The 12619-nt window shown below is 47.0% G+C and carries 11 protein-coding genes; 6 read left to right on the top strand and 5 right to left on the bottom strand.

Annotation, left to right across the window (positions count from 1 at the left end; genetic code table 11):
* Positions 1-292 precede the first annotated feature (292 nt).
* On the bottom strand, positions 293-1336 hold the full coding sequence (locus tag H6626_11040; GenBank protein USN46738.1) for an NADH:flavin oxidoreductase: 1044 nt from the start codon (positions 1334-1336) through the stop codon (positions 293-295).
* Positions 1337-1540: 204 nt separating this feature from the next.
* A complete protein-coding gene (locus tag H6626_11045; protein ID USN46739.1) occupies positions 1541-3619 on the bottom strand; it encodes a Tad domain-containing protein in 2079 nt (692 codons plus the stop codon).
* 178 nt (positions 3620-3797) lie between these two features.
* On the opposite strand from H6626_11045, the gene H6626_11050 reads away from it, so the two are divergent.
* The 5 genes from H6626_11050 to H6626_11070 all read left to right on the top strand — a co-directional run bounded on the left by H6626_11050 (position 3798) and on the right by H6626_11070 (position 9018).
* Entirely contained in the window at positions 3798-4637 is an 840-nt protein-coding gene (locus H6626_11050) for a hypothetical protein (GenBank protein USN46740.1), read from the top strand.
* A gap of 135 nt (positions 4638-4772) precedes the next feature.
* The gene (gene nagZ / locus H6626_11055; protein USN46741.1) at positions 4773-5876 is read left to right on the top strand and encodes a beta-N-acetylhexosaminidase; all 1104 of its coding nucleotides are present in this window, start codon (positions 4773-4775) and stop codon (positions 5874-5876) included.
* Between the two features lie 252 nt (positions 5877-6128).
* Positions 6129-6362: a helix-turn-helix transcriptional regulator gene (locus H6626_11060; protein USN49009.1), complete on the top strand. Its 234-nt coding sequence runs from the start codon at positions 6129-6131 to the stop codon at positions 6360-6362.
* Entirely contained in the window at positions 6359-7573 is a 1215-nt protein-coding gene (locus tag H6626_11065) for a HipA domain-containing protein (GenBank protein USN46742.1), read from the top strand. The genes H6626_11060 and H6626_11065 overlap by 4 nt, the downstream gene beginning before the upstream one ends.
* A gap of 194 nt (positions 7574-7767) precedes the next feature.
* A complete protein-coding gene (locus H6626_11070) occupies positions 7768-9018 on the top strand; it encodes a TonB family protein (protein USN46743.1) in 1251 nt (416 codons plus the stop codon).
* A 5-nt stretch (positions 9019-9023) separates the two neighbouring features.
* On the opposite strand, the gene H6626_11075 is transcribed toward H6626_11070, so the two are convergent.
* Together H6626_11075 and H6626_11080 are read right to left on the bottom strand one after the other, a co-directional pair.
* Positions 9024-9161, bottom strand: coding sequence for a hypothetical protein (locus H6626_11075; protein ID USN46744.1), 138 nt, complete (start codon positions 9159-9161; stop codon positions 9024-9026).
* A 32-nt stretch (positions 9162-9193) separates the two neighbouring features.
* Complete coding sequence (locus tag H6626_11080; protein USN46745.1) at positions 9194-10045, bottom strand: hypothetical protein; 852 nt, start codon at positions 10043-10045, stop codon at positions 9194-9196.
* Between the two features lie 37 nt (positions 10046-10082).
* On the opposite strand from H6626_11080, the gene H6626_11085 reads away from it, so the two are divergent.
* On the top strand, positions 10083-11234 hold the full coding sequence (locus H6626_11085) for a peptidoglycan DD-metalloendopeptidase family protein (protein ID USN46746.1): 1152 nt from the start codon (positions 10083-10085) through the stop codon (positions 11232-11234).
* 1 nt (position 11235) lies between these two features.
* Here H6626_11085 and H6626_11090 read toward each other — a convergent pair whose 3' ends face one another.
* Entirely contained in the window at positions 11236-12360 is a 1125-nt protein-coding gene (locus H6626_11090; protein ID USN46747.1) for a hypothetical protein, read from the bottom strand.
* Positions 12361-12619 lie beyond the last annotated feature (259 nt).

The raw sequence follows: 12619 nt of genomic DNA on the forward strand, positions 1-12619 counted from the left end.
AACATCTCAATAAGAGGAATAAAAAATGGCAGCGAAAAAAAATAAAGGCAAATAGGGACTGAATACAACCAAGATGTTTTCAAGCAAGCACCAATCTAGCTAGGTCAGATTAATTTTTTAGGCCTTCTGAGTAGAACCCGTTGGACCTTCAACTTTTTGCAAGAATCCTATCGAGATGCGCATCAGCAAGCAACGGGTAACTGGATTATCCACTCGCACTCCGCGTCGTGCCTGGCCAGTACTCAAAACCATTCCTGACTATTCCGACCATCAGATTAATGATACAAAGTTTCTATTTCAAAAACCCAGGCCACCGGCTCATATATTTTATAAAATCTGTCCCCAGATGGGCGCTCTTCAAGTGAGCCTCAGTCACTGGTGTGAACTCGGGGTTGTCTCCGTTTTTGTAGACTCGAATGGGCCAGTCTGGGGTTGTAATGGCGGCTTTACCTATGGCCACGATATCAATACCCAGCTCGTGGGCTTTTTGGGCTTGAGCTTGAGTCCAAATTTCTCCGGCAGCCATAAGAGGTGTTTTATTTTCAATGGCTTTTTTAACTTTTGAAACCATGTACTCTCCGTCATTGTCTTTTTTGAACACATCCCAGGCTGACAGGTGGATGTAACTCACATTCAAATCTTCAAGTTTAGTTATCAGCTCGAGCGTTTCATTAAATTCTATGCCGACGGGACGACTTTCGCTGTCTTGCGGTGATAGGCGGACTCCCACTATAAAATTGTCTTTTGTGTTCGCCTTTACCCTTTTTATTGTTTCATTTAACAATCGAAATCGATTTTCTAATGAGCCACCCCATTTGTCCGTTCTCGTATTTGATCGTTTTCCTAGAAACTGACTAAATAGGTATCCATTAGCGGCGTGGATCTCTACGCCATCCCAACCTGCTTTCTCGATTCTTTGCGCGGCTTTTACAAAATCATCAATCACCTGTTCAATTTCAGCTTCACTCATGGCTTTGGCTGCAGGAATATGATCCACAAGCCTTACCTCTGATGCCGACAATCTGGGGCGCACTAATTCTTGATCTGCAAAATATCCCGCGTGAAAAACTTGAACTATACCCAAGCAGTCATACTGATGCAGGCCTTTTGCTAACTTTTTAAGGCCCGGCACAAATCGATCTTCGTAACAGGCCAGTTCGCCGAGCCAACCCTGGCCGCTTTTTGACACGTGCGAGGCACAACTGATCACCACATCAAAGCCGGCTTTCGCCCTGGATACGAGCCAGTTGTATTCGTCGTCGCCTAACTCTCCACTTTTTTGGCTTTGCAGGTTAGTCATTGGGGCGAGTGCGGTTTTTGCTTGTTTTAAGTTCATAGTTTTAAATGGTCTATCTCTTTGCGGTTAATAATAGGCATTCTGATTTTAACACTACAGTTCGAGCTAATTAGGCGGGTCGCTTTTGCGACACCGCCTAATTAGCCTATGGCTTTTATACTCAAAAGGGTCAATTAAGTTTTGCTATTATTTTTCGTGTGCATTGCAACTTATCTCTAACGAGATCGAGGCATTTTAAAAAAACTACCACCCCTTAGGAGGTGGGTTAAGAATTTTAGCCGCCACGCTGTTGCCCAGGTTTTGATCCACATCGAAAAATTCTCGCGAAACGAGCTTCACAGAATACCCCACCCGACCACCCGCTTGGGGACACATGCCCGGTGTGGAGGGCTGCACATCGCGCATGGTTACATCACATTTACCAAATCGATGCTCTGGAAATTGCACGTATTCTCCAAACTCATCATTTGGCACCCATCCGGTGAGAAGGTGGGATATATCTTGCGCAAAGTAAAATGCCTCATCCCGTTGGAGGCTTTGTTTTGCCACATTAGTGTTAGCGCCAATGGCGCGGGCGCGCTCGATCTGCATACGCACATTCATTGTCATAACGTCGTCTCGACTGCCAAGATCCGGTCGTACAAAAAACTGTGGCACTCGCGGTTCTACAAACAAGTTGGCCGATACTTTTGGGTCTATGAAATAGTTGTAATAGTTACCCGTGTAATCCGGCTCGATGGAATAGTAGGTGATATCAAATAAATCTGGTGCAATGGCCGCAATTTCATAGTCACGCACGGCCGGCCAACCAGATTGCGGACTCCAAGCTAGAAAATCGTTTCCAAATTTCGAGGCGGGACCGGGATCTTGAATGTTCACAAAAAAATCTAAACTGGTTCCGCCCATAATACCGGTTTGATAAAACAAACCGTCTTGGGCCAACACGGAGCTGAGTCCTACCACATCGCCTGGATATTTTGAATAGTTAGGAAAGCGGGCCGGGTTTGTTGTAGAGTAGTCTGAAGTCACACCGGGTATAAATCGAGGCGGCAATAGACTGTCGATGGGTGCCCCCGAAGAGGCCGGCGCCCCCGGCGCCCAAGTGCTCCCGTACCAGGGTCCGATGCGGCCACCGAAGGGTTTAGCAAAGGCTCGCGCTGTCAGGGTCACTCCATCGCCGATGGGAAAAAACAATTGGCGCGGCCGGGTTGTCGCCTTCACACCCACATAGGCCATTACCCAGGGATTTTTCTCTACCCCCGTAACTAGGGCATAAGGGTTCTCCGGCGGATACCACATACGAGTGGCATCGTTGAGTTGGCCAGCACGATTTAAAACCAGGTTTCGGGCCGATCCCCGCATCGGTAGACCTCCCGCACCTGATTGCGCGTTTCCATTAGGAATGAAATTCGTAACTGTGTTGCATTGATCCGCGGCCGTGGGGGAAATATCCATATAGGCAATTTCGGGATACACGACGATCTTCGGAAACACTCTTTCTTCGGCCACTCCCTGAAGGGAGTTGTAAAATTCAAACTCTAAGCCTCCCGTGGCATTTCCATGGGTGAGGTTTTTTTTAAGTGTGTTCTCGACGCCTTTACTAACAGGCTCGCCTTGAATGTCCACTAACTGATTTCGAGCAGTGAGGTTTCTCGCTAGCGCGTATAAAACTTCTCGGCGATTGGCCTGATCCAACCGAAACGCGTGCAATATTGTAGCTGCAAACTCCCAGTTTCTGGCGCCGTGAAATTCGCAACTGGTCTTATAGGAGTTACGCAGACTTTGCGAGATCTGAGATAGTGCCGCGTTGAATCCGTTGAAAGGCGCTCGAATTGGTACAAAGGGAATTGCCGGAATATTTACCTGCCTTTTTTGACAAAGGTTTTCCGTATTTCCAGCAGCGCCATCTATCCACACATCGCGATAGCTCACGCAAAGTTCAGGTATTTCCCAAAACACTTGGGAGTCGTCCCCTTGCACACCAGGAACTCGAGTGGGATGAAGACCTGATCCACTACTTAATCCCATCGTCCCCAATACGCGATATCGCCAAGCCAGAAGCTTCCACGCCTGGCGGATTTGATAGTTTTGATGAGCTATGGCGTTTAAAATCTCGGCCTGCTTTTGCGCTCCATAATAAGCCGCTAGATCAACAGCATTTTGCAAGTTGATTTTATCATGTACAACAAGGGCGACGTTGATCGACATGGCAAATAGCACAAATAAAACTTGAAAAATCATGGCCACGAAAATAGCCATCTGCCCTTGTTCGTTGCGAATACGAGCAAGTGGCAACGTTGATTCTGTTTTTAACGTCGGCATTATTTGGTTCGTCTGTTGTGCTGGCTGTGTTGGCTCTATGTCTTCCCCCAAAACCCTTTATTTGCGGCACTTTCGTCCGAAGCTTTCTTCAATGTCGGGCCCATCCATTGACAGTTGCAGTCAGTTTCTACCAAACTGAAAACATCCGCCAACCTTACGTTGCCAGGAGGGCACGACAATGGTCTGGACAATCTATTTTAACAGGTTTTTTCTATCTCTTACAGTATTCCTCGCCCTTTTCCAGTCTCCGGTAAATGCCCAGGCTAAGGTCCTATTTGAGGGTTATTCAAAAATTCTCGTGGCTGGTGTGCACGCCGGATATGTGATTCAACGATATGAACTAGATGAGAAAAATAAGCAATTTGTGTCGACCTACTATATTCGCGGAAACAACTCCGGCCGGCAATTTGTTGAAAGCCTCAAAGCTAGATCCACAACAAGTTTTAAGCCCGTTTCTTATCAGTACACAAGCCAAGTTGATAATCAAATCAAAGCCATTGATGCCAAGTTTGCGGGTAATCAAATGTCTGCCGTCATTGACGATGGTAAATTGAAAAACAACGTCCAAAAAGAACTCCCCAACGGAACTTTCTTGTCGACTTTTCAAGCTTACTTGATGCTAAAAAATGGCGTCTCACCCGGCAAAAAATATGATTTCTCAGCCGTCGCAGAAGAGAGTGCTGAAGTGCAAAAGGGTGAGGCCCTCATTGAAAAAGAACAGGCCTATATGGGCCAGTCCACCTACAAGATATTAAACTCCTTTGCTGGTCAAAAGTTTGTGAGCTTTATGACCCCTCGCGGGCATGTTCTTGCTACTGAGTCACCGGCACAACAAGTGGCAACCCAGCTTGTGGCCTCACGCAATGAAGCCGTTGCGAAGTTTCCGTTTTCGGAAAAAAACATCAAAACGCTTTTTGGTAATTTGCCCTCCGGTCAGGTGCATGCCCTGGCTGAAAATAAACAATCCGGCGATCGAAAAGGGGCTTCTATAAAAAGCAAGCCTGAGAAATCAAAATAAAGCTCACCGAGACCTGGCCCATGGGCCAGTCCCTCACCTGCGTCGAGAACTAAGACGGGGTGATTGCGACAAAATTCGGTTCATGTTGTAATAGTAAGACCTATCACTAAACGGACGTAAGCAGGGTGGTGTTAATTGAATAGTAAAGTCGGACAACTCATATCAATTGGTATTTCTGGGCCAGAACTCACAAAAGACGAAGAAACTTTTATTGTTAACAACAATATCGGTGGCGTGACTCTGTTTGCTCGCAATTGCGAATCTCCCCAGCAACTTCACAAACTCTGCACACAGTTGAACGGCTTAAAATCCCGCATGGCTGACAAGGCTCCCCTTTTTATCGCTGTGGACATGGAGGGCGGACGCGTAGCCCGTCTTAAAGCGCCTTTCACTCAGTGGCCACCGCTTGCTAAATTGGGCGCTTTGGATTCTCCGTCAATGGCCTTTAACTTTGCTTTTGCCATGGGCAATGAACTTCGCAGTGTGGGCATAAATGTCGACTTTGCACCCTGCATAGATGTGCTTTCTAATCCTGACAATGCAGTGATTGGCGATCGCGCTGTAGGAAGCGATCCAGAAATTGTGGCGAAAATTGCCTCTGCCCTGGTTCGCGGGTACATCAAAAGTGGTATCATCCCTTGTGCAAAACACTTTCCCGGTCATGGTGACACTTCAGTGGACTCTCATGAAGACCTTCCCGTTATAGATATTGACGAGTCTACTTTGCAGAATCGCGAATTTGTGCCCTTTAAAAAAGCCATGCGGGCCCGTCTTGAAATGATGATGACTGGTCACTTGATGTTTCCAAAAGTCGATGCTGAGTGGCCGGCCACACTTTCTGAGAAATTTCTTAAAAAGATTTTGCGCGATGATCTGCGCTACAGAGGCATTGTTATTTCTGATGACCTCGATATGAAAGCTCTGGCCAACAAATACGATAAGGCCAAAATACCGGTTCAAGCCTTAAAGGCGGGATGCGATATTCTTCTTTACTGCAACGAGCCCGACAGTCCCCCAATAGCCATGGAAGCTGTTCAAAAAGCCTTGGCCGATGGGCAACTTTCTGACGCTGAAATCACCGAAAAACATAGTCGCGTGATGAGCTCAAAGCGGCGTTTAAGAGACTTCGCTCCCAAGCCCATGACCGAAGTGGCCCGTGTTGTGGGCCACCCGGATCATTTGAAGATTTCAAAGGCCATTGCCAATGGGCAAATCATTGAAAGCGTGAACCTGGGCTAGATGCCATTATTGTGTTTTCAGTATAACGTCCTCTACCGAAGCAAATTAGAGTCCTTATGCCTGGAGACATCTTGGTGCATGGTCCTACTGATACCCCACCCCTCAGTTCCTTCGATCATGGGAATTCATGGTCCTGTTCAACCCCAAGTTAGTCAAATGTCGTATTTTTCGCACGAAAATAGGAAAAAGTTGATGTCTAGTGGCAAATCAGGTAGCTTGAAGAGGTAAATTCACATGATCATAGGAATATTTATGAAGGCACAGGAGCAAGCATTTCGGACCTTGGCTGGCAGGGTCCGTGAGGAGAGAAAGTCGCAAAATCTTTCCCAAACCGAGTTAGCCCACCTGGCAGGGGTGAGTTTGAATTTTTTAAGTCAGCTTGAGTCTGGAAAGATCACGGTGCGCATGGACAAAGTCTTGTTGGTGTTAAAGACCCTCGGGCTTGAGCTTCACCTTCGCTATGGAAAGGCGGGGGTCAGCGAGTGACGGAACTAAAAGACGTCGTGGAGCTCAAGATTTTTCGTGGAGAGTTGTTTGCGGGAATTCTGCGTCGAACTCAACGGGGCTGTGAGTTAACTTTCGACCCTAGTTTCTTCAAGAATCCTAAATACCAAACCCTAACCTATAAGATCAAAAAACAGGAGCGGCCCTATACACACCATGGAGTAAACCTGCCGCCATTTTTTGCAGGCCTGCTACCTGAGGGGCTTCGGTTTAAGGCTCTGGTCAGCGAGTTAAAAACTTCAGAAGACGATCTCTTTACCCTTCTGGCGGCATCGGGAACCAGAGTCATAGGTGATGTCTACACTGTGGCTTCAGGGATCAAAAACCGAAATGCGGTTGAAATTCCAAAGGTAAGTCAGATCGATTTCTATGAGTTCTTCCAACAAAATATCAAGGCAGGACTTTATGAAACAGGTGATGAAGCGATTGCCGGTGTACAGGAAAAACTCTCTGCGTCGATGATTAGCTTTCCCGTACGCGCAGCCAAAGAGAATAAATCTTATATTCTAAAGCTCAATCCTAAAGACAAGCCTAATTTGATTTTTAATGAGTATCAGTGCCTCCGGCTGGCAAAAAAGTGCGGCATCGAGGTCAATAGCGCAAAGATTGTTTACGACAAAAACGGCAACGGCGGCCTATTAATAGAAAGGTTTGACCGCGTTGTCGCGGAGAACAATATCATACAGAAGGTTCATCAAGAAGATGCTTGCCAGTTTTTAGATCGTTATCCCGCGGACAAGTATCGCTTGAGCTTTCAAGAAATTTGCACGGGGTTACATGAACTCGCTACCGCACCGGCAATTGAAACGTCAAAAGCAATTCAGCTTTATGTCTTTTCATATTTAATTGGAAATGGCGACTTGCACGCTAAGAATATTAGCCTGCAGACCAATCCGGACACGGGTCGCATTCAGCTCACTCCGGCTTATGATTTGATCTGCACCTATTTATACAAGGATCGCAAGATGGCCATAAAACTTGATGGCAGAGATGACAACTTAAAGCGGCAGCATTTCGTCGATTTTGGTTTGCGCTTTGGGCTCAAAGAAAAGGCCATCCACCATTTTCTCGATCAATTGCTCGAGAAGGTAAAAAAACATCAACATCTGCTCTTTGAAATTCCCGGTTTAAGCGCAAAAGAGGAGACGCTCCTGCGGGAGATGACGGACTCTCGATTTCAGCATCTCCGGTAGGGGAAGCTGTCCCTGTAGCCGTGGCCAAAATGTAAATTTTGCGACGCGGTTGTTGTTGGGCCACCACAATAGCTAGACAGTTAGGAATAATTTTCAAAGGTTGAGCGCCCAAAAGGCCCAATTTCGCCCATTATTCGGAACGAATCTTGAACAGGTAAATCCCTAGGAAGCCCACTTTTTTCTAGGGAGTTAATATGGGGAGAAATCATCGACAATTAAGCACGAGACGACTGATGGCTTTGGTCTTTTCTGTGGTGGCCCACGTAGGCACCGCTATTGGGGTGATTGCTTATCACAAGCAAGACACAAAACCTGTGGCCCAACCCCTGGGTAACATTGAAGGTGAATTTATTGAATTTTCAGCTCCCCTTGGAGAACAGATTGAAACTGTCGATGTGGGTATTGTGGGTGGTGATCAAAAAAGTGACGCCCCATCAACAACAGAAGTAGTTAAAGCCGAATCACTACCGGAGCCTGTGGCCAACACTCAAGCCGTCGCTGACTCGTCGCCCGTGACCTTGCCTCCGCCAAAAATTAAATCGACAAAGGTGTCGACCCCTGTAAAAAAACAAGAAAAGCCAAAAATAGCAAAAGTGCTTCCACAAAAAACAGTCAAAGAAGAGCCCATCGTTGAAACTGAAAAAGCCCTCCCCGAAGCGGTGGCCACGGTGGATGAGAGTTTGGTTTCTGAAAACTCTGATGCCGATATTGAAAAGGTCGTCGTTGACGAAGAAACCCAAGAAAAGAGCACAGGCACAACGAGCGACGAAGACGACCAACAAGTGGCCGACATGAAAGAACTTGAAAACGAAATCCTCGCCGATGAATCAGAAAAGTTCGAAGACATCACGGATTTGGGCGAAAAACCCGAGACAGTAATTCCTGTTGCAGAAAAAGCCGTAGCCCCTACGCCTGTAAAAGCTCAACCCCTTCCTGCTCCAAAACCAAAAGCCGTGGCCCGCCAAGCGCTCCCGCCAAGAACCAGCCCTCTAGAGCAACGACAGGCCGTAGCTCCGCGAACAAGTCCACTGGCTCAACGAAGCGGCAAAGGATGGGGCTTAGGTAAAAATGGAAGTGCCTCTTCTCAGCAGGCCTATGGATTGCCCTCGGGAACGCGTGATGTTCGAGATTTAAATCCCATTCCTGGTAACAAGCCCCCAAGCTATCCCATGCAAGCGCGGCTTGAGAGAAAAGAAGGCCAAGTAAAGCTTTTGTACTACGTCACGCCCAATGGATCTGTGACCAATCTTAAGGTTTTAAATAGCTCCGGCGATCGTAGATTAGATCAAGAAGCGGCCCAGTCTATCGCACGATGGCGGTTTTACCCTGGACAGCAAGGTCACACGGTTCACAACGTGAACTTTTCTTTAAAGGGAAGTGAGCAAGTGATTCCTGCTCGCCTGCGAACGGCTTCGGCCGATACCAAAAAGAAACAACAAGACTAGTTAAACTACTTTTCGCTTTCGCCAAAAAGTGCAGACCAACTTTTAGTTGTGCCCTTGTTGTTGTTTTCGGCTTTGCGTACTCTGCCGCGCTTGTGTTCTTTCTTTTCCCGCACCAAACGAGTTTTCTTTGTGGGTGATGCCATGGCTAGTTTCTCCTAACGAAAAGCACCATGAACTACCAAAAGGGCAATCGCAAGTCAACGTGGTGCAGCGCACTATTATCTCCCTCAGTGGGCCGGGAGTAGGCGTAGTCGATTTTTAGGCGGGGCCCTGAAAAACCCACCCCGAGGGCCCATCGGCTTTGATCCAAGCTCGGATCCCGCTCAAAACCAGTGCGAAAAACCATGTATTTCCCTGCCCTTGAGTCCATTCCCAGAGAGTAGCCCCATGGATCATCAGAATTGGCCTCAGGGAAATAGTTAATATCACCGGCGAGCTGAAAATATTTAGAAAATAAATAATGGGCGCCAAGGGCGGCCTTTGGTCGAAGGCGGGCCGAGATCTCCACTTGATCGGAGGGCTTCACAAAATGAGCATAGGCTAGCCCCACACCGAAATCGGGATGAGGGTTAAATAGTATTCCGAATGTCCCATTCCATTGTTCGTATTTTTCGGCCCCATCTTCTGATGCTTGGTTTAAATAAATAACACCTAATCCCACGGACCAATGGGGATAAAAAAACCCGCCTGCTGCCACATGCACATAGGTCTCATCAAGCACTGGAAGCCCAGGGCGATAACTGCGCCCCTTAAACACACCGAGCCCACCCGGCAGTGCAACCTCTTCGCTGTTATCTACAAGACTTAGGCCGTAATAACTGCGCCCCAGACCCTCGGCATTTTTTTGATCGGCATAAAATAAACCACTTTCAAATAACTCTGCATGGGGAAGACTTGCTGGATTTGAAAACATGGCCACAGCGTCTTCCGTACCGGCCACACTGGCACCACCCATTCCAAAGTACACGGCCGACTTAAAATATTGGGCGAAAGCCAAATTCGGTGTAAGCTCAAGGCATAACATCACCGCGATTGCCGCAATTAACCTAGGTAGGATGCCTATTATGCCACGTATTATTGTCGCCACCCTCTCGCTTTTGTTCTTCATGATTGTAGGCCCCTTCACTGCTTTTGCAAAAATATCCTCGCCAACCAATGACCGAATGTATACCGTAAAGCCAGGGCAGACGCTATATTCGATTCTTAAAAACCAAAACTTCAATGAACAACAAGTTCGGACCGTTCTTCAGCAAAATATTCTGCCTCGAAACTATCCGCTAGCGCCCGGCGATAAGTATCGCGTCACCACTTGGCCAAAATCTAAACGCACTGAGATAAAAGTTTATGATCGGCAGCAAGATCAAGCCTACTTGTTTTGGAAAGAACCAAAAAATTTAGCCGGTTCATCTCTGGAAATGCAGGTTTTTAACACGAAAATTATCTCAAAAGAAGGTCGCGTGCGTGGCTCACTGATTTCAAGCATCTCTGAGCAAGTCCCTGACAAGCTCGTCGCCTATCGATTTATGGATGCATTTATGTTTCACCATAATCCTAAAAGTTTGCAGCGAGGGGCTCACTTTGCCCTCACTGTGGAAGAAAAATATGATGGCGAGCATTTTGTAAAATACGGTGAAATCACTTATGCCGAACTGGAAGTGAACGGAAAAGTCGTTAAACGGTATTTTGTTCCTTTTGCCCAAGGCGGCGCCTTTGCCGATCCATCCATATCTTTATCAACAAATGAGCAACGCCCCCTCTATGCCCCGGTAAACTATGTGCGCATCTCATCGGTATTTCAATCTCGCCGTTTCCACCCGATTAAGCACCGAAAGAAGCCTCACATGGGCGTAGACTTTGAGCTGCCTGAGGGTGAAGACGTGTTGGCCGCGCAAGAGGGTCAGGTTTTACGCTTTGGCAGAAACCGGGCCGCAGGACGATTTGTCGTGGTGGATCACGGCAATGGCCTTGAAAGCTACTACAATCACATGAGCTATATTTCTGAAAACATCTACAGAGGCAAATTTGTACGAGCCGGTGAGCTTTTGGGTTTTATTGGCTGCACGGGTTACTGCACAAAGCCTCATTTGCATTTTGCGGTGAAAAAACGGGGCCAATTTGTTGATCCATTAAAATACACAAAGCCCTTTCCCTATTCGAAAAAACCAACTATTGAAAAGTTTTTGGCTGAAATTAGGAAAACCACAGGGCGAGGATAGTTTACTGCCGCCAGCAGACGCTAAAATAATGGGGACAGTTGCTTTGCTCATTACAAGAGTTGGTGTAATTCACAGCGATTGTATCTAACAGCCCACCGTAACAGCTGTTTCCATCTTGCGGCGCCTTTACTGCTTCGACCATAGAACTGTTCACTTCGTACTCGCCAATCTGAAATCCACTGGGCAACATATTGCGAGCGGCCACATCGCCGTCGTCTTCGCCTTCACTAAAGTTGCCCGTGTCATTCGAACGAACCATTAAATATTGCTTACATTGCCAGCTCGTCGAGGCACTTTGTCCATTTTCAAGATTGATCTCTCGTACATAATGCATGCGCCGATTTGATCCATAGCTTGAAGAAAACCGCACTTTGTAACCCGTTCCATAAGCAAGGCCTGCATTGGACTCCCCCTCTTCAGACTCGGGTTGTTTGGCCGCGGCTTTGCCCAATGTGGCATCTTTGTACGTGAGAGCTAATAGATATTGAGCATTGCTTGTGGAATCATCTAGGGCCGCTCGGAGGTCTGTTACATCGGCGTGACTTTTTATAAAGCTCAATCTGCCGTCGACGGACCTGGCGCCTCCGGCATCGTTAAAGCCGGTAAACTCTCTGTGAAAAGCTCCATCCAAAAGAGTTTCAATGACAGGGCTTTTCGTGAGTGGTGCGATGAGGTTGTCGATGTCTTCACCGTCAGTTAGACTTGTGGCTTTTAATTCTTGCATATCGTAAACACTGCGCACGGCCAATTGCAATTCGGCACCATCATTGGCGGGGCTCGCCGCTAAAAGATCTGGAATTTCATCTTCACTATAAAACTTAGCATCTTCAAAAAACTGAGGCTTTAGCTGTACGCCTGAGTTATTACCCACGGCCTTGACTCGAAAAGTATAATATTTATCTAGCTTATTTTGAGAGAGTCCATCGCAGGACATATAGGCAAGATGATCAACCGTGGAATTGAACGCAAACTTAATGTTCTTGCCAAATGAATTTCCATCTTGAACCAGCTGCGGATCACAGTTTTGAAAAACCAAAACAAGCACGCTAAACACCACCAGTAAAAAACTGGCTGTAAATGGCCGCACCCGGCCCTGGTTATTTCGCCAAAGGAAATCCCTGTGCATATTCTCCCCCGTAGGTCGTCCCTAGACCTATCGGCAGATTTTGGTTTATTTTGAGGCATTTTGTCGGAAATCTTGAAAATTCGCCGACTTTTCTCTGCGGCTGGCCATTAGGCGGGGGTAAATGTTGCGAGATTGTTGCCATCTCCGTAACCTTGTTTCCCTTAGTCGAGATCCGACGCATGAGCCTGCCTGAAATTACGAATAGAATTGATTATCTGTTTTCTGTGGATTTATGAATAGAGAGCCTTGACCTATTCAC

Source organism: Pseudobdellovibrionaceae bacterium (assembly GCA_023898385.1).
GTDB lineage: Bacteria > Bdellovibrionota > Bdellovibrionia > Bdellovibrionales > UBA1609.

What these genes read in the sequence shown, in the direction of transcription:
- H6626_11040 (USN46738.1), bottom strand. Translation starts at nt 1,336, where the DNA reads ATGAACTTAAAACAAGCAAAAACCGCACTCGCCCCAATGACTAACCTG.
- H6626_11045 (USN46739.1), bottom strand. Translation starts at nt 3,619, where the DNA reads ATGCCGACGTTAAAAACAGAATCAACGTTGCCACTTGCTCGTATTCGC.
- H6626_11050 (USN46740.1), top strand. Translation starts at nt 3,798, where the DNA reads ATGGTCTGGACAATCTATTTTAACAGGTTTTTTCTATCTCTTACAGTA.
- H6626_11060 (USN49009.1), top strand. Translation starts at nt 6,129, where the DNA reads ATGAAGGCACAGGAGCAAGCATTTCGGACCTTGGCTGGCAGGGTCCGT.
- H6626_11070 (USN46743.1), top strand. Translation starts at nt 7,768, where the DNA reads ATGGGGAGAAATCATCGACAATTAAGCACGAGACGACTGATGGCTTTG.
- H6626_11075 (USN46744.1), bottom strand. Translation starts at nt 9,161, where the DNA reads ATGGCATCACCCACAAAGAAAACTCGTTTGGTGCGGGAAAAGAAAGAA.
- H6626_11085 (USN46746.1), top strand. Translation starts at nt 10,083, where the DNA reads ATGCCACGTATTATTGTCGCCACCCTCTCGCTTTTGTTCTTCATGATT.
- H6626_11090 (USN46747.1), bottom strand. Translation starts at nt 12,360, where the DNA reads ATGCACAGGGATTTCCTTTGGCGAAATAACCAGGGCCGGGTGCGGCCA.